Origin of the sequence: Nissabacter sp. SGAir0207 (genome assembly GCF_005491205.1) — a bacterium.
Taxonomy (GTDB): domain Bacteria; phylum Pseudomonadota; class Gammaproteobacteria; order Enterobacterales; family Enterobacteriaceae; genus Chimaeribacter.
Genome location: NZ_CP028035.1, coordinates 2177993 through 2198764, shown reverse-complemented (window position 1 = coordinate 2198764; position 20772 = coordinate 2177993). Strand labels below are relative to the sequence as shown.

Genomic DNA, 20772 nt, shown 5'->3' with positions numbered 1-20772 from the left:
CATTAAATAAAGCACGTAAGATTATCGTTAAGAGATGTTAAGGAGGGTGCTTATTAATAAAGGGCTAAAAATAAAAGCACAGAAATAAATAAGTGTAAGGATTGTGTAAGACCAGCGAAATAGATATGCAAACGCGCCATAAAGTGATGGCGGCCCCATTTTGGAATTGATATAAGAAGCCATGCCTAAATAAATAAGGTGAGCATAAAATGAAAACTTCTCTATTACTGGTGCGTAGTCTGGTGTTGTGCGGCGTATTGGCGTTGCCAGCGATTGCGCAGGCAGGTGTGTCTCTGGATATTAATGTTCCCGGCGTCTCGTTGCATCTGGGTGACCAGGATAACCGTGGTTACTACTGGGATGGCTATGACTGGCGTCCGCCGCAGTGGTGGCACAGCCACAAGGGCGGCCACATCGGTGACCGCAATGAGCGTGGGATGTACTGGAATGGCGGTGGCTGGCAGCAGCACCGTCCAGAGCATCGCAATAATGAGCCGCATAACAATGGGCCGCGCGGCCATGACAACCGCGGTGGCGACCACGGACGGGGCGGCCCGGACAACCACGGCAACGCCAATAATCATGGCGGCCCGGATAACCACGGTGGCAACCGCGGCGGCGACAACCGCGGTGGCGAGCCAGTGCCGCCGCAGGGCAGTGACCACCGCCCGTAACCCTCCCACCTCTCAGGCCGCCCTTGTGCGGCCTGTTTTTTTCTCCTCGTTGCCGTCACGCTTCCCGCTGCCGCCGCTTCCCGGTAGGATAACCCTTTGATCCCAGCCAGACCCGGTGATGCCAGAACCTATGCGACGCGCCACTCCAGTCCCTACATCCGCCACCTTCACCCAGCTGTTGGCGCAACAACGCCGCCATGATGCCCGCCGTCTCGGGCTGTTATCGCTGCTGCTGCTGGTGGGTGTGGTGCTCAGCCTGAGCGCCGGCGACAGCTGGATTGGGCCTGCGCACTGGTGGGAGCCGACCAGCCGCCTGTTTGTCTGGCAGATCCGCCTGCCGCGCGCGCTGGCTGTGATGCTGACTGGCGCGGCGCTGGCGATGGCGGGCGCGGTGATGCAGTCGCTGTTTGAGAACCCACTGGCGGAGCCGGGCCTGCTTGGCGTCGCCAATGGCGCTGGCGTGGCCTTGGTGCTGGCGCTGTTTATCGGGCAGGGGGCGCTGCCCGGCTGGCTGGTCAGCCTCAGTGCCGTGGCAGGCGCCCTGCTGGTCACCTTTTTGTTACTGATGGTTGCGCGGCGGCGCCTGCTCAGCAATGCGCGGCTATTATTAGTCGGCGTGGCGCTTGGCATCGTCGGCAGCGCCATCATGACCTGGGCGGTCTACTTCAGTACCGAACTCGATCTGCGCCAGTTGATGTACTGGATGATGGGCGGCTTTGGCGGCGTCGACTGGCAACAGGGCTGGCTGATGCTGGCGCTGGTGCCGGTGGTGCTCTGGCTAGCGGGGCAGGGGCGGGCGCTCAACCTGTTGGCGTTGGGTGCTATCCCGGCGCGCCAGCTGGGGCTGGATGTCGCCCTCTGGCGTAACCTGCTGGTGCTGGCGGTCGGCTGGCTGGTTGGCGTCAGCGTGGCATTGGCTGGCGTGATTGGCTTCGTGGGTCTGGTGATCCCCCACATCCTGCGGCTGTGCGGCCTGACTGACCAACGCCGCCTGTTGCCCGGCTGTGCGCTGGCCGGGGCGGGCATCCTGCTGCTGGCGGATGTGCTGGCCCGTGTCGTGCTGCCTGCGGCGGAACTGCCGATTGGCGTGGTGACTGCCACGCTGGGCACGCCGGTCTTTATTTGGCTGCTGGTTCGGTTGCCGGGCCGGCAGGTGTAATGGCAACCCCCTTTTCTGTGGCAGTCTACTGCCCAACCCACCTGAACGAAGGAGAGAAGCAATGAATCAAGTCGATTTTACTATCCCGTTGCAGACCATTGACGGTAAGGCCACCACGCTGGAGGCCTATAAAGGGTCGGTGTTGTTGATTGTTAACGTCGCCTCCAAGTGCGGCTTTACCAAGCAGTATGAGCAGCTGGAGGAGATCTATCAGGCGTGGCACCCGCGCGGTTTTGAGGTGCTGGGGTTCCCGAGCAATGAGTTCGCCGGTCAGGAGCCGGGCAGTGAGGCGGAGATTCAGGCCTTCTGCCAGACCACTTATGGCGTCAGCTTCCCGATGTTCAGCAAGATTGAGGTCAACGGCGACAACCGCCACCCGCTCTATCAGGCGTTGGTGGAGGCCTGCCCGACGGCGGTGCAGCCAGAGGAGAGCGAGTTTTACCAGAAGTTGGTGAGCAAGGGGCGCGCGCCGAAATTCTCCCAAGACATTTTGTGGAACTTTGAGAAGTTCCTGGTGGGCCGCGACGGCACGGTGATCCAACGCTTTGCGCCGGACATGGGGCCGCAAGACCCGATCGTGATGGAAGCCATCAAAATCGCGCTGGCGAAATAACATGCTGCACCTGCGCCACTTTGCCGTGCCGGGGCGGCTGGCCCCGTTCAGCGCCGAGGTGGCGGCAGGCCAACAGTTGCATGTGATTGGGCCGAATGGGGCGGGCAAAAGCTCGCTGCTGGCAGCACTGGCTGGGGTGATGCCCAGCCACGGGGAGGCCCGGCTGGCTGGGCAGCCCCTCATCGCCCTCAGTGGACGGCAGCAGGCGGGTTGTCGCGCCTACCTTAGCCAGCAACAGCCGCCGCTCGCCATGATGCCGGTTTTCCAGTATCTGGCGCTGCACGCCCCCCCGGCCGCTGACCCGCGCGCAGTGGAGCAGGTGACGGCGCAACTGGCGGCGCGCCTGCGGATGGATGACAAGCTGGCGCGCATCACCACCGCGCTCTCCGGCGGCGAGTGGCAACGGGTGCGGCTGATGGCGGTGCTGCTGCAAATCTGGCCCACCCTGAACCCCGACGCGCGCCTGCTGCTGCTGGATGAGCCAGCCAACAGCCTTGATGTGGCGCAACGCGCCGCCCTCGAGCAGCTGATCACCGATCTCTGCCGCCACGGCGTGACGGTGATCCTCAGCGCCCATGACCTCAACCAGAGCCTGCACCATGCGCAACACGTGTGGCTCCTGCACCACGGCGAACTGCTGGCCGATGGCCCGCCCGAGCAGGTGATTGATCCGGCGCGCCTTGGCCCGGTCTATGGCGTGGCGTTCCAGCGCCACACCACCGATGATCGCCACTGGATCATGACCCGCAGCGCCTGACCCTCCGCTTCTTACTGGGGTGTGGCAAAAAGTGGCTACACCCCAGTATTTCCACCGTTTTTTCATTGGCCGATCGCCAAAATCAGGCTACATTGAGCAGCATATCCGGCCCCCTTTGACGGCCTGTACAGGGTTTTCCGCTCGACATCAAGGATGTTCCGCCATGAGAATCTGGCCTCTGCTTATCAGCGTCCTCTTCGCCTGTGGGTTATTGGTAGGGTGCAGCAGCCATGCGCCGCCGCCCAGCGGCCGGCTGGCGGACTCCATCACCGTGGTGGCGCAACTGCATGACCAGCTGCGCCAGTGGCGGGGTGCCCCCTACCGCTATGGCGGGCTGGATCGGCGCGGCGTAGACTGCTCGGGCTTTGTCTACCGCACCTTCCAGGATCGCTTTGACATCCAGTTGCCGCGCACCACGCGCGCCCAGACCGAGATCGGCACCAAAATTTCCCGCGATGAGCTGCTGCCGGGCGACCTGATCTTCTTCAAGACCGGCCGGGGCGAAAATGGCTTGCACGTCGGCATCTATGATACCGACGACGCCTTTATCCACGCCTCCACCAGCCAGGGGGTGACGCGCTCCTCGCTGGACAATGTCTATTGGAAAAAAGCTTACTGGCAGGCGCGGCGCATCTAGCGCCCGCCGGTGCCAGCCAACCGAGGAGGGTATATGGCGCCCCGTTTACGCCTGTTGTTGTCAGACTCCCACGATCCCTGGTTCAACCTGGCCGTGGAGGAGTGTATCTTCCGCCAGGTCACCACCCAGCGGGTGCTGTTCTTGTGGCGCAATGCCGAAACCGTGGTGATTGGTCAGGCGCAGAACCCGTGGAAAGAGTGCAATACCCGCCGCATGGCGGCAGACGGCATCAAGCTGGCGCGTCGCAGCAGCGGTGGCGGCGCGGTATTCCACGATCTGGGCAACACCTGTTTCACCTTTATGGCCGGCAAGCCGGAGTATGACAAAACCGTCTCCACGCAGATCATCCTCAACGCCCTGCATTCGTTGGGCATCCCGGCCACGGTCTCGGGACGCAACGATCTGGTGGTCAACACACCGGAGGGGGAGCGCAAAATCTCCGGCTCGGCCTACCGCGAAACCAGTGACCGGGGTTTCCACCACGGCACCCTGTTGCTGGATGCCGACCTCAGCCGACTGGCGGACTATCTCAACCCCGATCCGAAAAAGTTGCAGGCGAAGGGGATCACCTCGGTGCGTGGCCGCGTCGCCAACCTGAATGAGCTGCGGCCCGGCATCCGCCATGAGCAGATCTGCCAGGCGGTGACCGAGGCATTCTTTGCGTGGTATGGCGAGCGGGTGGAGGCGGAGGTGATCTCCCCACACCGTCTGCCGGATCTGCCCGGCTTCCCGGAGCAGTTCGCCAAGCAGAGCAGCTGGGAGTGGAATTTTGGCAAGGCACCGGCCTTTACCCATCTGCTGGATGAGCGCTTTGGCTGGGGCGGGGTGGATCTGCACCTCGACATTGAACAGGGGCATATCAGCCGGGCACAGCTGTTTACCGACAGCCTGCACCCGGCACCGTTGCAGGCGCTGGCCGCCCGGCTGGTCGGCTGTCCCTACCGCAGTGGGGCGGTGGTTGAACGCTGTCAGGGGACGATCGCCGACTACCCCGAGCAGCAGACCGAACTGGCACAGGTCGCGGAGTGGCTGGCTGGCGTGCTGGAGTAGTGACACCCGAAACTTATCACTCCTGCTTTATCTTTTCCTACCGCCGCGCGCGGCACAATCACCACAAAATCAGCCGGCTGCATTGCCGGCTATTTTTTCGCCGCTTTCGCGTCGGCGACGATGCTTAAACCGGGGTTCAGCGTTTCCCGGCGCAGAGAATAAACAAAATCTTAATTTTGTCCCCTGCCTTTAATTTTTTCTTGAAAAACAAGATAATGCTTCTATCCGCGTGAGGTTGCGTGTGGCGCAGGGAGCGCTGCGGTCTGGAGGCAAAAGCGTTGACAGGCAGGAGAGGATTGTTCAGGCAACATCGTGGTGCCCGTTTGGAACAGAGATGAAAATACAACGCGACACGGCTTTCATCAGTACCTTTGCCTTCCAGCCCATCTATACCCTCCAGGGTAAGCTGCTGGCAGTGGAGTTGATCGTCCGTTTTAACAGTGAAGACCATAAGCTCAGCGCGCCCACCGAGCTGGTGATGAAATCCCTGGAGCGCGAGCAGGTGGTGGCACTGCTGGCGGAGCAGCTGGCTTGGGCGGAGCAACACGCTGACTGGTTCCAGCGGGCGGGTGTCTCGCTGAACCTGAACATTGGCGAACCGGCGGCGCGCGCCATCGTGCAGGAGAGCGTCTTGCGCCGCCATTTGATGGCGCTGCCCTTCATCCACCTGGAGATTGTCGAGTCCTTTCCCTCCCTCTCGAGCGGCAAGCGCAACCCGGTGCTGGCGGCGCTGCGGCGTGACTTCACCCTCTGGCTGGACAACTTCGGCTCCGGCAGCGCCACCCTGACCCCGCTGTTTGATGGCCTGTTCGACTATGTGAAGGTGGACAAGACCTTCTTCTGGCAGCTGGTGGATGGCGATCACTTCACCATTGTCATGCCCTCCTTAATCCGTAACGTCAACCGCTTCTGTCACGGCATCATTATTGAAGGGGCGGACAGCCGCACCTATTTCAACGCCTTTTCCGAGCTGCCGCTGGCTGGCGTACAGGGGCAACTCTGGCCGGGCCGCGAGGGTAGCCAGTTGGACAGCCTGCTGATCCCCCCGCCGGAGTTTGATTGACGCCGCCACTGCCATTGAGCGGTGTCAATTGCCTGCCCGGCGTTCTACACTGTGTGCAGGGGGACATTTATGCCACATTTTGATAACACCTATTTTTCACGCCTGCCCGGTTTCTACACGGCCCTGACACCCACGCCACTGAAAAACGCCCGCCTGCTCTACCACAGCGAACCGCTGGCGCAGGAGCTGGGGCTGGATGCCAGCTGGTTCAGCCCGGAGAACAATCCGGTGTGGGCTGGTGAGCGTCTGCTGCCGGGGATGCAGCCGCTGGCACAGGTCTACAGCGGTCACCAGTTTGGCGTCTGGGCTGGCCAGTTGGGCGATGGCCGCGGCATTCTGCTCGGTGAGCAACAACTGGCAGATGGCCGCCATCTGGACTGGCACCTGAAAGGGGCAGGGCTGACGCCCTATTCGCGCATGGGCGATGGCCGCGCGGTGGTGCGTTCAGTGGTGCGGGAGTTTTTGGCGTCCGAGGCGCTGCATCACCTGGGCATTCCGACCACCCGCGCGCTGACCATTGTCACCAGCGATGAGCCGGTCTACCGCGAGCGCGAGGAGCGCGGGGCGATGCTGCTACGGGTGGCGGAGAGCCATGTGCGGTTCGGCCATTTCGAGCACTTCTACTACCGGCAGCAGCCGGATCAGGTGCGCCAGTTGGCGGACTATGTCATCCAGAAGCACTGGCCGCAGCTTGAGGGTGAGCCGGATCGCTATGCGCGCTGGCTGACGGACGTGGTGGAGCGCACCGCGTGGCTGATGGCGCACTGGCAGACGGTGGGCTTTGCCCACGGGGTGATGAACACCGACAATATGTCGATTCTGGGCCTGACCATCGACTTCGGCCCGTTTGGTTTCCTTGATGACTACCAGCCCGGCTACATCTGCAACCACTCCGACTATCAGGGGCGCTACGCCTTTGACAACCAGCCAGCGGTGGCCTTCTGGAACCTGCACCGGCTGGCGCAGGCGCTCTCTGACCTGATGAGCACTGAGGTGTTACAGGCGGCGCTGGCGGCCTATGAGCCAGCGCTGATGGCCGCCTTTGGCGAGCGGATGCGCGCCAAGCTGGGGCTGTTCACGCAGGACAAGCGGGACAACGATGTGCTAACCGGCCTGCTCGGCCTGATGGCGAACGAAGGGCGTGACTATACCCGCACCTTCCGCCTGCTAAGCGACGTGCAGCAGGAGGAGCGGGTGTCGCCGCTGCGCGATGAGTTTATCGATCGTGAGGCGTTTGACCGCTGGTATCAGGGCTACCGCGAGCGGCTGGTACAGGAGGGCGTCAGTGACGCCCAGCGGCAGGCGGCGATGAAGGCGGTCAACCCGCGCATCATCCTGCGCAACTATCTGGCGCAGCAAGCGATTGATGGCGCGGAGAGAGAGGACACCGCGATGTTGCGCCGTTTGCATCAGGCGTTGCGCAACCCCTACAGCGACGATCCCGCTTACGCGGAGTTTGCCGCGCTGCCACCGGACTGGGGCAAGCACCTGGAGATCTCCTGCTCCAGCTAAAAAAAAGCCTTGCTGCGGCAAGGCTTTTTTTATGCTCTAACGTTGGGATCAGAAGCGGCTGTCAACCGCGTCCGCCAGCATCGCCAACAGGCGCTGGCTGTCTGCCCAGTTGAGGCAAGGATCGGTGATTGACTGGCCGTAGGTCAGCGGCTCGCCAGCGATTACCCGCTGGGTGCCCTCTACCAGGAAGCTCTCCGCCATGATACCAGCAATCTGCGTGCTGCCTTGGCGAATCTGCTGGCAGATGTCAGCGGCCACATCCAGCTGGCGACGGTGAATTTTCTGGCAATTGCCGTGGCTGAAGTCCACCACCACCCGCTCTGGCAGGGCGAACTCGCGCAGGTTGTCACACGCCTGCTGGATAAACTCTGCCTGATAATTAGGCGTCTTGCCGCCACGCATGATGATGTGGCCATAAGGGTTGCCGCTGGTCTGGTAGACCGTCATCCGGCCGCCCTTGTCTGGCGAAAGGAACATGTGGCTGACGCGCGCGGCGCGGATGGCGTCAATCGCGATGCGGGTGTTGCCGTCGGTGCCATTCTTGAAGCCCACCGGGCAGGAGAGGGCGGAGGCCATTTCGCGGTGGATCTGGCTCTCGGTGGTGCGTGCGCCGATGGCGCCCCAGCTGATCAGGTCAGCGATATACTGGCCGATCACCATATCCAAAAACTCAGTGGCGGTTGGCAGGCCCATCTCGTTCACCGCCAGCAGCAGACGGCGCGCCAGCTCAATGCCCTCATTGACGCGGAAGCTGCCATCCAGATGCGGATCGGAGATCAGCCCCTTCCAGCCCACCACGGTGCGCGGCTTCTCAAAGTAGGTGCGCATCACAATCTCCAGACGATCCTGGTATTGCAGGCGCAGGGCGTTCAGTTGCTGGGCGTAGTCAATGGCCGCCTCCACATCGTGGATGGAGCAGGGGCCAATCACAACCAGCAGGCGTCGGTCATCGCCATTCACGATCTTCTCAATGCGTTGGCGCGCCGCCGTTACCCCGTCCGCCACCCGCGCCGAGATCGGCAGCCGGTCAGCCAGCGCCTGCGGGGTGATCAGGGTGTCGATGCGCGTGCTCCGCAATTCATCGGTCTTGTTCATAGGGATCTCAAAATTAGTTCTTCTCTGCGGCAGAAGTGCCGGGAAGTGATGGCGATCACAATAAAGCAAATTCCGCTGATTTCAACCACCCACCGCGCATTCTGTGGCCGCGGTAGGGGAAGCTGGCGCGGGGGATGCGCCAGCGGGGGCATCAGAACAGGCGGCGGCTCATGCCGAAGCTGTCGAGGATTTTGGTGGAGATCTCTTCTACCGAGTAGTTGGTGCTGTTGAGGTAGCGGATCTGGTGCTTGCGGAACAGCGCCTCCACCTCTGACACCTCCATCCGGCACTGGCGCAGGGAGGCGTAACGGCTGTTTTCGCGCCGCTCCTCGCGGATGGCCGCCAGCCGCTCCGGGTTGATGGTCAGCCCGAACAGCTTGTGGTGGTAGGGGCGCAGGGCCGCCGGTAGCTGGATGTTGTCCATGTCATCGGCGGTAAAGGGGTAGTTGGCGGCGCGCACGCCAAACTGCATCGCCAGATAGAGGCTGGTGGGCGTCTTGCCGCAGCGTGACACGCCAAGCAGGATCACCTGGGCCTGATCGAGGTTGCGCAGCGAGATGCCGTCATCGTGGGCCAGGGTGTAGTCAATCGCCGCGATGCGCGCGTCATATTTGCTGAGGTTGCTCTCTGTCAGGCCGTGGGTGCGGTTGGCGACCGGCGTTGGCGCCATGCCCAGCTCCTGTTGCAGCGGTGCCACCAGTGCCTGCACGATGTCCTGACAGAACCCCTCGCTGCCGTTGATGATGTCGCGCACCGCTGGCGAGATGATGGAGTAGAACACCAGCGGCCGCACGCCGCTCTTCTGGTAGATCTCATTGATCTGCTGGCAGACCGCTCTGGCGCGCCCCTCATTCTCCACGAAGGGCAGCGAGAAGATGGTGGATTTGATAGGAAACTGCGACAGCACCGCGTGGCCCAGCACCTCGGCGGTAATTGCCGTGCCGTCAGAAATATAAAATACATACCTTTCCATTTATCCCTCCGTTAATCCTTAGTGGCCAGCCAGACTTTCCGGCTTTTCCCCAGTCTGGCACAGAGAAAATCGGCAGGCGAATGAAAAGCGGTAAAGCGTGAGGCACTCTGGCAAATGAAATGTTGTTTTAGCGCGTTAATCCAGCTATTGCCAATTAACCGCAGGGCGCGACCCGGTGAAATATTAAATTCCATTTTTTCATTTAGTGGAAATTAAATTTCGCTTACCAGTGGGCTATATAATTAATTGAATACATTTCAATAGCTTGAATATTTCTGGCCGAGGCAAAGCCAACCGGGATTAATCCTAAAGAGCAGACTTTGTGGTGTTGTATCGATTCACCCAGTAAAGCCATATGGAGCATTATGCTAGTCTGACATTGCCGAACCTGATGTTGGGTTTTGCATCCGTTTGTATCTTACTGAATATCAAAAGGATTGCCTCGATGTCCAATAAAGAGCCTGACGTGCGTAATATCCTCTGGTACAACCAGCTGGGCATGCAAGACGTAGATAAAGTGGGGGGCAAGAATGCTTCTCTGGGTGAAATGATTACCAACCTCTCTGAGCTGGGCGTCTCCGTGCCGAACGGTTTTGCGACCACCGCGCAGGCGTTTAACGACTTCCTGGATCAGAGCGGCGTCAACCAGCGTATCTATCAGTTGCTGGACCAGACCGATATTGATGACGTCACCGAACTGGCCAAAGCGGGCACCCAGATCCGCCAGTGGATTGTGGACACCCCTTTCCAGCCGGAACTGGAGCAGGCGATCCGTGACGCGTATGAGCAGCTCTCCGCCGATGACCCGGAGGCCTCCTTCGCCGTGCGCTCCTCAGCCACCGCCGAGGATATGCCAGACGCCTCCTTCGCTGGCCAGCAGGAGACCTTCCTTAACGTGCAGGGCTTTGATGCGGTGCTGGTGGCGGTGAAGCATGTCTATGCCTCGCTGTTCAACGACCGCGCCATCTCCTACCGCGTGCATCAGGGCTATGACCACCGTGGCGTGGCGCTCTCCGCTGGTGTGCAGCGCATGGTGCGCTCCGACCTGGCCTCCGCGGGCGTGATGTTTACCATTGACACCGAATCGGGCTTTGACCAGGTGGTGTTCATCACCGCCGCCTATGGGCTGGGTGAGATGGTGGTGCAGGGCGCGGTCAACCCTGACGAGTTCTACGTCCACAAACCGACGCTGGCCAATGGCAAGCCAGCCATCGTGCGCCGCACCCTCGGGTCGAAAAAGATCCGCATGGTCTACGCCGCCAGCCAGGAGCATGGCAAGCAGGTCAGGATTGAGGATGTGCCAGAAGCCGACCGCAGCCGCTTCTGCCTGACCAATGAAGAGGTGCAGGCGCTGGCGCAGCAGGCGGTGCAGATTGAGCAGCACTATGGCCGGCCGATGGACATCGAGTGGGCGAAGGATGGCCACACCGGCAAGCTGTTTATCGTGCAGGCGCGGCCGGAGACAGTGCGCTCCAACGGCCAGGTGATGGAGCGCTACCAGCTCAACAGCAGCGGCAAGGTGCTGGTGGAGGGGCGTGCCATCGGCCACCGCATCGGCGCTGGCCCGGTGAAGGTGATCCATGACATCAGTGAGATGAACCGTATCCAGAGTGGCGACGTGCTGGTCACGGACATGACCGACCCCGATTGGGAGCCGATCATGAAGAAGGCGTCGGCCATCGTTACCAACCGTGGCGGCCGTACCTGCCACGCGGCGATCATCGCCCGTGAGCTGGGCATCCCGGCGGTGGTGGGCTGTGGCGACGCCACCGAACGCCTGCAGGAGAACCAGAAGGTCACCGTCTCCTGTGCCGAGGGCGATACCGGCTACGTCTACGGCGACCTGCTGGACTTCAGCGTACAGAGTTCCACCGTCGATGCGCTGCCTGAGCTGCCGCTGAAGATCATGATGAACGTCGGCAACCCTGACCGCGCCTTTGACTTCGCCTGCCTGCCGAATGAGGGGGTAGGGCTGGCGCGGCTGGAATTTATCATCAACCGCATGATTGGCGTCCACCCGCGCGCGCTGCTGGAGTTTGACCAGCAGGAGCCAGCGTTGCAGGCCGAGATCCGCACCCTGATGCAGGGCTATGACGATCCGGTGGAGTTCTACGTGGCACGCCTGACCGAAGGGATCGCCACTCTGGGCGCGGCCTTCTGGCCGAAACGCGTGATTGTGCGCCTCTCGGACTTCAAGTCCAATGAGTACGCCAACCTGGTGGGCGGCGAGAAGTATGAGCCGCATGAGGAGAACCCGATGCTCGGCTTCCGTGGCGCGGGCCGCTACGTGGCGGACAGCTTCCGCGCCTGCTTCGCGCTGGAGTGTGAGGCGATGAAACGGGTGCGCAATGAGATGGGGCTGACCAACGTCGAGGTGATGGTGCCGTTCGTGCGTACCGTGGCGCAGGCCGAGGCGGTGGTGGCCGAGCTGGCGGCGCAGGGGCTGAAGCGTGGCGAAAATGGCCTGAAGGTGATCATGATGTGCGAGATCCCCTCCAACGCCCTGCTGGCTGACCAGTTCCTGGCGCACTTTGATGGCTTCTCCATCGGCTCCAATGACATGACGCAGCTGGCGCTGGGGCTGGATCGCGACTCCGGCGTGGTCTCCGAGCTGTTTGACGAGCGCAATGAGGCGGTGAAGGCGCTGCTCTCGATGGCGATCAAGGCGGCCAAACGGCAGGGTAAATATGTCGGCATCTGTGGGCAGGGGCCATCCGACCATGAGGATTTCGCCGCCTGGCTGATGGATGAGGGCATTGATAGCCTGTCGCTCAACCCGGACACCGTGGTGCAAACCTGGATGAACCTGGCGGCCAAGCCAGCCTGATCCCAGTTTACCCCGCTTTAAACCACGGCCCCGGCCGTGGTTTTTTTATGGTGATAACCAAGCGCAACCTTTTTTAAATTTTGTCGCGCCCGTTCCTCATTTTTTATGCCAGCGCAAAGGACAGGATAATAATTTTTCTTTGTGAGTGTGATGAGGGAGGAAACGACATGGTCAGGCCAGTGAATATCACGCTGGGAAGGGGCGGGGGCAGTAAACTGTTTTGCCGCCGGGAAATAGAGGGCAAAAATTATAGGCAAAAAAAAGCCCATCATAGGATGACGGGCAAAGACTACACACAGCAATTCGATGATTCACTATACTCACTCAGGGGAAAGGTTGTATATAAATCAGTGGGTTGAAATCCGAATTACCAATAATACTAGAGAGATGGGGCGGGAGAGTCTTTAAGAATCATCCTAATCATTAGGGTCTAATGAGATAAATGATTACCATCATTAACCATTTCTTGACGCCGATCGCTATTTATCATGAAAAATAGCCTAAGGGCAGGATGATTTTACTCTGTTTTTATCAATCGGGCGGCGAAGTTAGCGGCCGCCCAATAATTTTACCGCCAGCCAGAGGAATTCAGTATGGCTACACTGTCTGGCGGAATTTTTTATTTAATATCGTCCAGCCCGTGGCCAGCATCACGCTGATCTTTTTCTGGCTCCGGCGCTTCACTGACCCAGACCGAGATCAGCCGGTAGGAGACCGCCAGCACCACCGGGCCAATGAACAGGCCAATCATGCCGAAGGCCAGCAGGCCGCCGATAACGCCAGAGAGGATCAGGATCATCGGCAGGTCGGCACCCATGCGAATCAGCACCGGGCGCAGGACGTTATCCAGCGTGCCCACCACACAGCTCCACACCAGCAGCACGGTGCCCCAGGTGGTGTCGCCTGACCAGTAGAGCCAGATAATCGCCGGGATCAGCACCAGCAGCGGCCCCAGTTGCGCCACGCAGAGGGTGAACATCACTACCGTCAGCAGGGTCGCGTAGGGGATGCCGGCAATCGCCAGCCCCACGCCGCCCAGTACCGCCTGCACAATGGCGGTCACCACCACCCCCAGCGCCACGGCACGGATCGCCTGACCGGCCAGCAGCACCGCCGCGTCGCCGCGCTCGGCCGCCAGACGGTAGGCAAAGTGGCGGATCCCCATGCCAACCTGCTCGCCACGGCTGTAGAGCAGGGCGCTGAACAGCACCATCAGCGCACAGTGCATGATAAAGCGGCCAAGGTGCGCCGCCTGAATGCCGACCCAGCTGGCGGTACGGCCAATGTAGGGTTGCAGCTTCGCCACCAGCGCGCTGCCGCCGCCATCCAGCAGGCTATTCCAGCCGTGGTAGAACTTATCGCCCACCATCGGGATGTCACGCAGCCACTCCAGCGTCGGCAGTTTCAACTGCGACGGATCGCTCGCCAGCGCCACCAGCGGCGCGCCATTCTCAATGGCGCTGTTGACCAGCAGGGCAATCGGCAGCACAAACAGCAGGATCAGCATCAGGGTCATCACCAGCACCGCCAGCGAACGGCGGCCCCAGAGGATCCCCTGCAATTTAATCAGCAGCGGCCAGGTGGCGATCACCACCATGCTGGCCCAGGCAAAGCCGAGGATAAAGGGTTGCACCACCCAGATGCTGGCGATGGTCATCAGCGAGATGAACAGGACGCCAAACATAATCTGCGGCAGATCATAATTCTTATTCGAATACATCATGGAAGAGTCTCATCTCATTAAACGGCGTTATGCCTTGATAGAACGACTGTATCATGGCGCATTATAGGGAGTTTTTCCTGCTGGCATCAGGATTAGTTGTTAGCCGCAGCGGCTGAAAAGCGTTAAGGTGACGGCGCGTTAAAAAAGGAAGTGTGGTAGTTTTTCTGGGCAACGTAGGCCGTAAAACATTATCCGCAACCAAAAAGGGTAAGGCGCGGCAGACAGGAAGGGCCTGCGTACTCGGTTCTCCGGCGAGACAGGCGTGAACACAACAACCGACGGACAGGGTCAACAGCAATGATCCCACAGATATCTCAGGCACCTGGGCTGATTCAGCGGGTGCTGGACTTTTTGGAAGCTTTAAAGAAGAACGGGTTTAACGGCGATACCGCCACCAGCTATGCCGACCGCCTGACCATGGCGACTGACAACAGCGTCTACCAACTGATGCCGGACGCGGTGGTCTTCCCGCGCTCCACCTCCGACGTGGCGCTGCTGGCGCGCATCGCTGGCGAGGAGCGTTTCCGCTCCCTGACCTTCACCCCGCGCGGCGGCGGCACCGGCACCAATGGCCAGGCCCTCAACGCTGGCATTGTGGTGGACATGTCGCGCTACATGAACCGCATCCTGGATCTCAACCTCGAGCAGGGCTGGGTGAAGGTGGAGGCGGGCGTCATCAAGGATCAGCTCAACGACTACCTGAAGCCCTTCGGCTACTTCTTCTCCCCTGAACTCTCTACCAGCAACCGCGCCACCCTCGGCGGCATGATCAACACCGACGCCTCCGGGCAAGGCTCGCTGGTCTACGGCAAAACTTCCGACCACGTGCTGGGGCTGCGCGCCATCCTGCTGGGCGGCGAGATCCTCGACACCCGCGCCATGCCAACCGCGCTGGCGGAGCAGCTGGCCAAGGAGCAGTCGCCCACCGGCGCCATCTACCGCACCGTGCTGGGGCGCTGCCGTGAGCAACGCCAATTGATTCTGGAGAAATTCCCGCAGCTCAACCGCTTCCTCACCGGCTATGACCTGCGCCATGTGCTGAGCGATGACCTGCAAACCTTCGACCTGACGCGCATCCTGACCGGGGCCGAGGGGACGCTGGCCTTCATTACCGAGGCGCGCCTCAACATCACGCGCATCCCCAAGGTGCGGCGGCTGGTCAACGTCAAGTATGACTCCTTCGACTCCGCGCTGCGCAACGCGCCCTTTATGGTGCGCGCCAACGCCCTGTCGGTGGAGACGGTCGATTCGCGCGTGCTCAATCTGGCGCGTGAGGACATTGTCTGGCACTCGGTGAAGGCGCTGATCACTGACGTGCCGAATCAGGAGATGCTGGGGCTGAACATCGTTGAGTTCGCTGGCGACGACCATGATTTGATTGAGAATCAGGTGACCGACCTCTGCTCGCGGCTGGATGGGCTGATGGCCGACCGCAAGGATGGCGTGATTGGCTATCAAGTGTGTGGCGAACTGGCGGATATCGAGCGCATCTACGCGATGCGCAAAAAGGCGGTGGGCCTGCTGGGCAACGCCAAGGGGCAGGCCAAGCCGCTCCCCTTCGCCGAAGACACCTGTGTGCCGCCGCAACACCTGGCCGACTATATCGTCGAGTTCCGCCAACTGCTCGACAGCCACAACCTGAGCTACGGCATGTTCGGCCACGTCGATGCCGGGGTGCTGCACGTGCGCCCGGCGCTGGACATGTGCGACCCGCGCCAGGAGGTGCTGCTCAAGCAGATCTCTGATGAGGTGGTGGCGCTGACCGCCCGCTATGGCGGGCTGCTGTGGGGCGAGCATGGCAAGGGTTTCCGCGCCGAGTACAGCCCGGCCTTCTTCGGTGAGACGCTCTACACTGAGTTGCGCCGCATCAAGTCAGCCTTTGACCCGGACAACCGCCTCAACCCCGGCAAGATCTGCCCGCCGCTGGAGCGGGATGACCCGATGATGAAGGTGGACGCGGTGAAGCGCGGCACCTATGACCGCCGCATCCCGCTCTCGGTGCGTACCTCCTTCCGTGGCGCGATGGAGTGCAACGGCAATGGCCTGTGCTTCAACTTTGATGTCAAAAGCCCGATGTGCCCGTCAATGAAGATCACCGGCAACCGCATCCACTCGCCCAAGGGGCGCGCCGGGTTGGTGCGGGAGTGGCTGCGCCTGTTGGCGGAGCAGGGGGTCGATCCGCTGGAGCTGGAGAAGCGCCTGAGCGAAAACCGCGTCAGCCTGCGCGGCATGATTGAGCGCACGCGCAATAGCTGGCACGCCAGCAAGGGCGAGTATGACTTCTCCCACGAGGTAAAGGAGGCGATGTCCGGCTGTCTGGCCTGCAAGGCCTGCTCCACCCAGTGCCCGATCAAGATTGACGTGCCCGGCTTCCGCTCGCGCTTCTTGCAGCTCTACCACACCCGCTACCTGCGCCCGGCGCGTGACCACCTGGTGGCCAGCGTCGAGAGTTACACCCCGCTGATGGCAAAGGCGCCGCGGGTGTTCAACTTCTTCTTCCGCCAGCCTTGGGTGCGTGACCTGAGCCGCAACGCGCTCGGCATGGTTGACCTGCCGCTGCTCTCCAGCCCGACGCTGAAGCAGCAACTGCTGGGCCACCGCGCCACCACCATGACGCTAGAGCAGCTGGAAGCGGTGCCACGCGATGAGCGCAACCAGTATGTGTTGATTGTGCAAGACCCCTTCACCAGCTACTACGACGCCGAAGTGGTGAGCGATCTGGTCTATCTGGTGGAGAAGCTTGGCCTGCGGCCGGTGCTGCTGCCCTTTGCGCCGAACGGCAAGGCGCAGCACATCAAGGGCTTTTTGGTGCGCTTTGCCAAGACCGCGCGCAAGACGGCGGATCTGCTCAACCGCCTCGCCCAGCTCGACATGCCGATGGTGGGCGTCGATCCGGCGCTGGTGCTCTGCTACCGCGAAGAGTACCAGCAGGTGCTCGGCGAGAGCCGTGGCAGCTTCCAGGTGCAGCTGGTGCACGAGTGGCTGACGCAGGCGCTGGCGGCGCGCCCGGCGCAGCAGATCAGCGGTGAGTCCTGGTACCTGTTCGGCCACTGTACCGAGACCACCTCGCTCCCCTCCAGCAGCCAGCAGTGGGCGGCAATCTTTGCCCGCTACGGCGCGAAGCTGGAGAACATCAGCGTCGGGTGCTGCGGCATGGCTGGCACCTATGGCCATGAGGCGAAAAACATCGCCAACTCCCTCGGCATCTATGAGCTGTCGTGGCACCAGTCGTTGCAGCGCCTGCCGCGCCAGCGCTGTCTGGCGACCGGCTACTCCTGCCGCAGCCAGGTGAAGCGTATTGAGGGCAACGGCCTGCGCCATCCGTTGCAGGCCCTGCTGGAGCTGATGTGATGATCTGGCAACGCCACGCCACGCTGGAGGCGCTCAACCAGATGGGGCAGGGGAACATGGTCGGCCACCTCGGCATCCAGTTCACGCGGCTGGAGCCTACCTGGCTGGAGGCGACCATGCCGGTGGACGCCCGCACCACCCAGCCCTTTGGCCTGCTGCATGGCGGCGCGTCAGTGGTGCTGGCAGAGACGCTGGGATCAGTGGCGGGCTACCTCTGTAGCCGCGAGGGGCAGCAGGTGGTGGGGCTGGAGGTGAATGCCAACCACCTGCGCGCGGTGCGCGGCGGCAAGGTGCGCGGCATTTGCCGGGCGCTGCACACCGGGCGGCGGCATCAGGTGTGGCAGATTGAGATTGAGGATGAGCAGGGCCAACTCTGTTGCGTGGCGCGGCTCACCACCTCCATCATCGACGCCCCGGCCTGAAACAATGACGGGGGCCATCTGGCCCCCGTGCTTACAGTGGGTTGGGCACCCGCTTGAGGAAATCACTCTGGAAGGCGCTCGCCTTCTCCCAGATGCCCAGCAGCATGTAGTGCTGGCAGATCAGTTTCAGCGTATGGCGGGCAAAGGTGTAACACTGCACGCGAAACAGGTACTCACGCTCGGGGTTGTTGATCTCAAGAATCAGCCGGTTGTGCAACTTGCTCAGCGCATGCACATAGCTCTCCTCATCGCCATTCATCGCACACAGGTTGGCCATCTCCAGACTGACCCGGTTATAGCGCGTAAGCTGTTCAACGCCCGCCTGCGGGCGGTTCAGCGCGGCGTCGGCCATATAAAAATCCACCGTCGCGTCACGTACCTGGAACTTATAATCGTCAATTTTGCCTTGCAGCCAGGCATTCATGGAAACCGTCATGGGTGTCCCACAGATTATGAATGATAATTATTATCATATGCACAAATTTCATGGCGATCAACGGTTGTAGATCCTCTTTTACGCCCTCATGTAACTAAGAAGCAACAAAGCCCGTCAAACAGGTTTCGCTTCATTGTCAGGACCTGTAAAATAAATAGGTATTTCCGATAGATCTTCAGTGATCGGCTGATCGTTTAAATTGTTACATTGAATAAACTCTGCGGCGCAAAACCGTTAACATTAAATTCACAACAATTTCAATGCGTTCTGGCTGCGCCCGCCCGGCGCGCGTGGAATCAGAAGCCTGGCCCGCCTGCCTGTGGCCCCTCAGATGGGGTAACAATCGGTATACCCTCTCAAAACAAGAGGTTGAAGTGATTTCTCTTATCACTAAGATAGTCGCTATGCGACAACGCCGCCAGGCCGCCGGCTCAACTGGTCAGTGCCGATACACTATAATTTAGGTAAGAACAGATTGGGCGTCATGCGGGTTTTGTCAACGAAACAGGCCGGTGCGCACAATTATTGCTCATTATGAGGTGGTTACCATGCAGACAGAGAATACGTTGCCAAAAGAGAATGTCGGCACTTTCTCGCTGGAAGAGAACATCTGGCAGGGACTGACATTAACCGAGACGGCTGCCCAGCAGATCAAGAAGCTGGTTGAGCAAGACCCTGAGATCAAGGGGCTACAACTGGCCGTGAAGCAGTCCGGCTGTGCGGGCTTTGGTTACGTCCTCGACCTGACCAAAAACCCGGCTGATGACGATCTGGTGTTTGAGCTGGATGGGGCGCGGCTCTATGTTCCGCTGAAAGCCATGCCGTTTATCGACGGTACTGAGGTCGATTTTGTCCGCGAAGGGCTGAATCAGATTTTTAAATTTAACAATCCTAAAGCTCAACATGCCTGCGGGTGTGGTGAGAGCTTTGGCGTTTAAGTGAACTCCAACATGACACGAAGCAATGTAGAAATTCCTGAGAACGTACAGGCTTGGGTCGGTGAGGGCAAATACAAGGAAGGTTTCTTCACCCAGCTCGCCACCGATGAGCTGGCGTCAGGGATCAATGAGGATGTGGTGCGTGCCATCTCCGCCAAGCGCAATGAACCTGAGTGGATGCTGGAATTCCGCCTGCAGGCCTACCACGCCTGGACGAAAATGGAAGAGCCGCATTGGTTGAAAGCCTACTATAAGCCGCTCGACTACCAGGACTACAGCTACTACTCCGCCCCCTCCTGTGGCAGTTGCGATGATGCCTGTGGCTCCCAGCCCGGCGCCACCCAGCAGCCCACGGCGGCGGAAGCGCTCGGTGTCCCGGCGCTGGAGACCCACAAAAACTACCTGACCGCAGAGGTGGAAGAGGCGTTCAACCAGCTTGGCGTGCCGGTACGTGAAGGCGCGGAAGTGGCGGTCGATGCGATCTTTGACTCCGTCTCCGTGGCGACCACCTACCGTGGCAAGCTGGCCGAGCAGGGCGTGATCTTCTGCTCCTTCGGCGAAGCGATCCAGGAGCACCCGGAGCTGGTGCGCAAGTACCTCGGTACCGTGGTGCCGGCGCAGGACAACTTCTTCGCAGCGCTGAACGCGGCGGTGGCCTCTGACGGCACCTTCGTCTACGTGCCGAAAGGCGTGCGCTGCCCGATGGAGCTTTCCACCTATTTCCGCATCAACGCGGCGAAAACCGGCCAGTTCGAGCGCACCATCCTGATTGCCGACGAAGACAGCTACGTCAGCTACATCGAGGGCTGCTCGGCACCGGTGCGTGACACCTACCAGCTGCACGCGGCGGTGGTGGAAGTGATCCTGCACAAAAACGCGGAAGTGAAATATTCGACCGTCCAGAACTGGTTCTCCGGCAGCAAAGAGAGCACCGGCGGCATCCTGAACTTCGTGACCAAGCGTGCGCTGTGCGAAGGCCAGGGTTCCAAGATGTCCTGGACCCAGTCAGAAACCGGTTCCGCCATCACCTGGAAGTACCCGAGCGTGATCCTGAAGGGTGACAACTCCATCGGTGAATTCTTCTCCGTGGCACTCACCAGCGGCAAGCAGCAGGCCGATACCGGCACCAAGATGATCCACATTGGTAAGAACACCAAGTCCACCATCATCTCGAAAGGTATCTCCGCTGGCCACAGCCAGAACAGCTACCGCGGCTTGGTGAAAGTGCTACCGGGCGCAGAAAATGCCCGTAACTTTACCCAGTGCGACTCGATGCTGATTGGCCCGGACAGCGCGGCGCACACCTTCCCGTATGTGGAAGTGCGCAACAACAGCGCACAGCTGGAGCATGAGGCCACCACCTCGAAAATTGGTGATGACCAGCTCTTCTACTGCCTGCAACGCGGGATCAGCGAAGATGACGCGATCTCCATGATCGTGAATGGTTTCTGTAAGGACGTCTTTTCCGAGCTGCCGCTGGAGTTTGCCGTTGAGGCACAAAAACTGCTGGCCATCAGTCTGGAACACAGCGTCGGCTAAGCC

The 20772-nt window shown here is 60.6% G+C and carries 17 protein-coding genes and 1 other RNA gene; 13 read left to right on the top strand and 5 right to left on the bottom strand.

Annotation, left to right across the window (positions count from 1 at the left end):
* Window positions 1-209 precede the first annotated feature (209 nt).
* The 8 genes from C1N62_RS09570 to C1N62_RS09535 all read left to right on the top strand — a co-directional run bounded on the left by C1N62_RS09570 (window position 210) and on the right by C1N62_RS09535 (window position 7465).
* Entirely contained in the window at window positions 210-674 is a 465-nt protein-coding gene (locus tag C1N62_RS09570) for a DUF2502 domain-containing protein (RefSeq protein WP_137763419.1), read from the top strand.
* 130 nt (window positions 675-804) lie between these two features.
* Window positions 805-1833 (top strand): vitamin B12 ABC transporter permease BtuC, encoded by a 1029-nt coding sequence (gene btuC / locus C1N62_RS09565; RefSeq protein WP_240775681.1) that lies wholly within the window; start codon window positions 805-807, stop codon window positions 1831-1833.
* 61 nt (window positions 1834-1894) lie between these two features.
* Window positions 1895-2446, top strand: a complete 552-nt coding sequence (locus C1N62_RS09560; protein ID WP_137763417.1) for a glutathione peroxidase — start codon at window positions 1895-1897, stop codon at window positions 2444-2446.
* 1 nt (window position 2447) lies between these two features.
* A complete protein-coding gene (gene btuD, locus C1N62_RS09555; protein ID WP_137763416.1) occupies window positions 2448-3203 on the top strand; it encodes a vitamin B12 ABC transporter ATP-binding protein BtuD in 756 nt (251 codons plus the stop codon).
* Window positions 3204-3366: 163 nt separating this feature from the next.
* Window positions 3367-3840 carry an NlpC/P60 family protein gene (locus C1N62_RS09550; protein WP_137763415.1) on the top strand — a complete coding sequence of 158 codons (474 nt, stop codon included), beginning with the start codon at window positions 3367-3369 and terminating at the stop codon, window positions 3838-3840.
* A gap of 33 nt (window positions 3841-3873) precedes the next feature.
* Entirely contained in the window at window positions 3874-4890 is a 1017-nt protein-coding gene (locus C1N62_RS09545) for a lipoate--protein ligase A (RefSeq protein ID WP_137763414.1), read from the top strand.
* Window positions 4891-5224: 334 nt separating this feature from the next.
* Window positions 5225-5953, top strand: a complete 729-nt coding sequence (locus tag C1N62_RS09540) for an EAL domain-containing protein (protein WP_137763413.1) — start codon at window positions 5225-5227, stop codon at window positions 5951-5953.
* Window positions 5954-6022: 69 nt separating this feature from the next.
* Window positions 6023-7465: a YdiU family protein gene (locus C1N62_RS09535; RefSeq protein WP_137763412.1), complete on the top strand. Its 1443-nt coding sequence runs from the start codon at window positions 6023-6025 to the stop codon at window positions 7463-7465.
* A gap of 48 nt (window positions 7466-7513) precedes the next feature.
* Here the strand turns inward: C1N62_RS09535 and C1N62_RS09530 are convergent, their stop codons facing one another.
* Window positions 7514-8560: a 3-deoxy-7-phosphoheptulonate synthase gene (locus C1N62_RS09530; RefSeq protein ID WP_137763411.1), complete on the bottom strand. Its 1047-nt coding sequence runs from the start codon at window positions 8558-8560 to the stop codon at window positions 7514-7516.
* Window positions 8561-8711: 151 nt separating this feature from the next.
* On the bottom strand, window positions 8712-9533 hold the full coding sequence (locus C1N62_RS09525; protein ID WP_137763410.1) for a pyruvate, water dikinase regulatory protein: 822 nt from the start codon (window positions 9531-9533) through the stop codon (window positions 8712-8714).
* Window positions 9534-9978: 445 nt separating this feature from the next.
* On the opposite strand from C1N62_RS09525, the gene ppsA reads away from it, so the two are divergent.
* Window positions 9979-12360 carry a phosphoenolpyruvate synthase gene (ppsA, locus tag C1N62_RS09520; protein WP_137763409.1) on the top strand — a complete coding sequence of 794 codons (2382 nt, stop codon included), beginning with the start codon at window positions 9979-9981 and terminating at the stop codon, window positions 12358-12360.
* Between the two features lie 253 nt (window positions 12361-12613).
* Here ppsA and rprA read toward each other — a convergent pair.
* Both rprA and ydiK read right to left on the bottom strand, forming a co-directional pair.
* An RNA gene (gene rprA, locus C1N62_RS09515) (antisense sRNA RprA) lies at window positions 12614-12728 on the bottom strand.
* Window positions 12729-12979: 251 nt separating this feature from the next.
* A complete protein-coding gene (gene ydiK / locus C1N62_RS09510) occupies window positions 12980-14083 on the bottom strand; it encodes an AI-2E family transporter YdiK (protein ID WP_137763408.1) in 1104 nt (367 codons plus the stop codon).
* Between the two features lie 297 nt (window positions 14084-14380).
* Here ydiK and C1N62_RS09505 point away from each other — a divergent pair, with 297 nt between their 5' ends.
* On the top strand, window positions 14381-17434 hold the full coding sequence (locus C1N62_RS09505) for an FAD-binding and (Fe-S)-binding domain-containing protein (RefSeq protein ID WP_137763407.1): 3054 nt from the start codon (window positions 14381-14383) through the stop codon (window positions 17432-17434).
* Complete coding sequence (locus tag C1N62_RS09500; protein ID WP_137764966.1) at window positions 17434-17856, top strand: hotdog fold thioesterase; 423 nt, start codon at window positions 17434-17436, stop codon at window positions 17854-17856. The genes C1N62_RS09505 and C1N62_RS09500 overlap by 1 nt, the downstream gene beginning before the upstream one ends.
* Before the next feature lie 31 nt (window positions 17857-17887).
* Here C1N62_RS09500 and C1N62_RS09495 read toward each other — a convergent pair whose 3' ends face one another.
* Window positions 17888-18292 carry a hypothetical protein gene (locus C1N62_RS09495; protein ID WP_137763406.1) on the bottom strand — a complete coding sequence of 135 codons (405 nt, stop codon included), beginning with the start codon at window positions 18290-18292 and terminating at the stop codon, window positions 17888-17890.
* A 548-nt stretch (window positions 18293-18840) separates the two neighbouring features.
* On the opposite strand from C1N62_RS09495, the gene sufA reads away from it, so the two are divergent.
* Both sufA and sufB read left to right on the top strand, forming a co-directional pair.
* Entirely contained in the window at window positions 18841-19230 is a 390-nt protein-coding gene (gene sufA / locus C1N62_RS09490) for a Fe-S cluster assembly scaffold SufA (RefSeq protein ID WP_370465557.1), read from the top strand.
* Window positions 19231-19242: 12 nt separating this feature from the next.
* Window positions 19243-20769, top strand: a complete 1527-nt coding sequence (gene sufB / locus C1N62_RS09485) for a Fe-S cluster assembly protein SufB (protein WP_137763405.1) — start codon at window positions 19243-19245, stop codon at window positions 20767-20769.
* The last annotated feature ends 3 nt before the right edge of the window (window positions 20770-20772 follow it).

What these genes read in the sequence shown, in the direction of transcription:
- C1N62_RS09570 (WP_137763419.1), top strand. Translation starts at nt 210, where the DNA reads ATGAAAACTTCTCTATTACTGGTGCGTAGTCTGGTGTTGTGCGGCGTA.
- btuC (WP_240775681.1), top strand. Translation starts at nt 805, where the DNA reads ATGCGACGCGCCACTCCAGTCCCTACATCCGCCACCTTCACCCAGCTG.
- C1N62_RS09560 (WP_137763417.1), top strand. Translation starts at nt 1,895, where the DNA reads ATGAATCAAGTCGATTTTACTATCCCGTTGCAGACCATTGACGGTAAG.
- btuD (WP_137763416.1), top strand. Translation starts at nt 2,448, where the DNA reads ATGCTGCACCTGCGCCACTTTGCCGTGCCGGGGCGGCTGGCCCCGTTC.
- C1N62_RS09550 (WP_137763415.1), top strand. Translation starts at nt 3,367, where the DNA reads ATGAGAATCTGGCCTCTGCTTATCAGCGTCCTCTTCGCCTGTGGGTTA.
- C1N62_RS09545 (WP_137763414.1), top strand. Translation starts at nt 3,874, where the DNA reads ATGGCGCCCCGTTTACGCCTGTTGTTGTCAGACTCCCACGATCCCTGG.
- C1N62_RS09540 (WP_137763413.1), top strand. Translation starts at nt 5,225, where the DNA reads ATGAAAATACAACGCGACACGGCTTTCATCAGTACCTTTGCCTTCCAG.
- C1N62_RS09535 (WP_137763412.1), top strand. Translation starts at nt 6,023, where the DNA reads ATGCCACATTTTGATAACACCTATTTTTCACGCCTGCCCGGTTTCTAC.
- C1N62_RS09530 (WP_137763411.1), bottom strand. Translation starts at nt 8,560, where the DNA reads ATGAACAAGACCGATGAATTGCGGAGCACGCGCATCGACACCCTGATC.
- C1N62_RS09525 (WP_137763410.1), bottom strand. Translation starts at nt 9,533, where the DNA reads ATGGAAAGGTATGTATTTTATATTTCTGACGGCACGGCAATTACCGCC.
- ppsA (WP_137763409.1), top strand. Translation starts at nt 9,979, where the DNA reads ATGTCCAATAAAGAGCCTGACGTGCGTAATATCCTCTGGTACAACCAG.
- ydiK (WP_137763408.1), bottom strand. Translation starts at nt 14,083, where the DNA reads ATGATGTATTCGAATAAGAATTATGATCTGCCGCAGATTATGTTTGGC.
- C1N62_RS09505 (WP_137763407.1), top strand. Translation starts at nt 14,381, where the DNA reads ATGATCCCACAGATATCTCAGGCACCTGGGCTGATTCAGCGGGTGCTG.
- C1N62_RS09500 (WP_137764966.1), top strand. Translation starts at nt 17,434, where the DNA reads ATGATCTGGCAACGCCACGCCACGCTGGAGGCGCTCAACCAGATGGGG.
- C1N62_RS09495 (WP_137763406.1), bottom strand. Translation starts at nt 18,292, where the DNA reads ATGACGGTTTCCATGAATGCCTGGCTGCAAGGCAAAATTGACGATTAT.
- sufA (WP_370465557.1), top strand. Translation starts at nt 18,841, where the DNA reads ATGCAGACAGAGAATACGTTGCCAAAAGAGAATGTCGGCACTTTCTCG.
- sufB (WP_137763405.1), top strand. Translation starts at nt 19,243, where the DNA reads ATGACACGAAGCAATGTAGAAATTCCTGAGAACGTACAGGCTTGGGTC.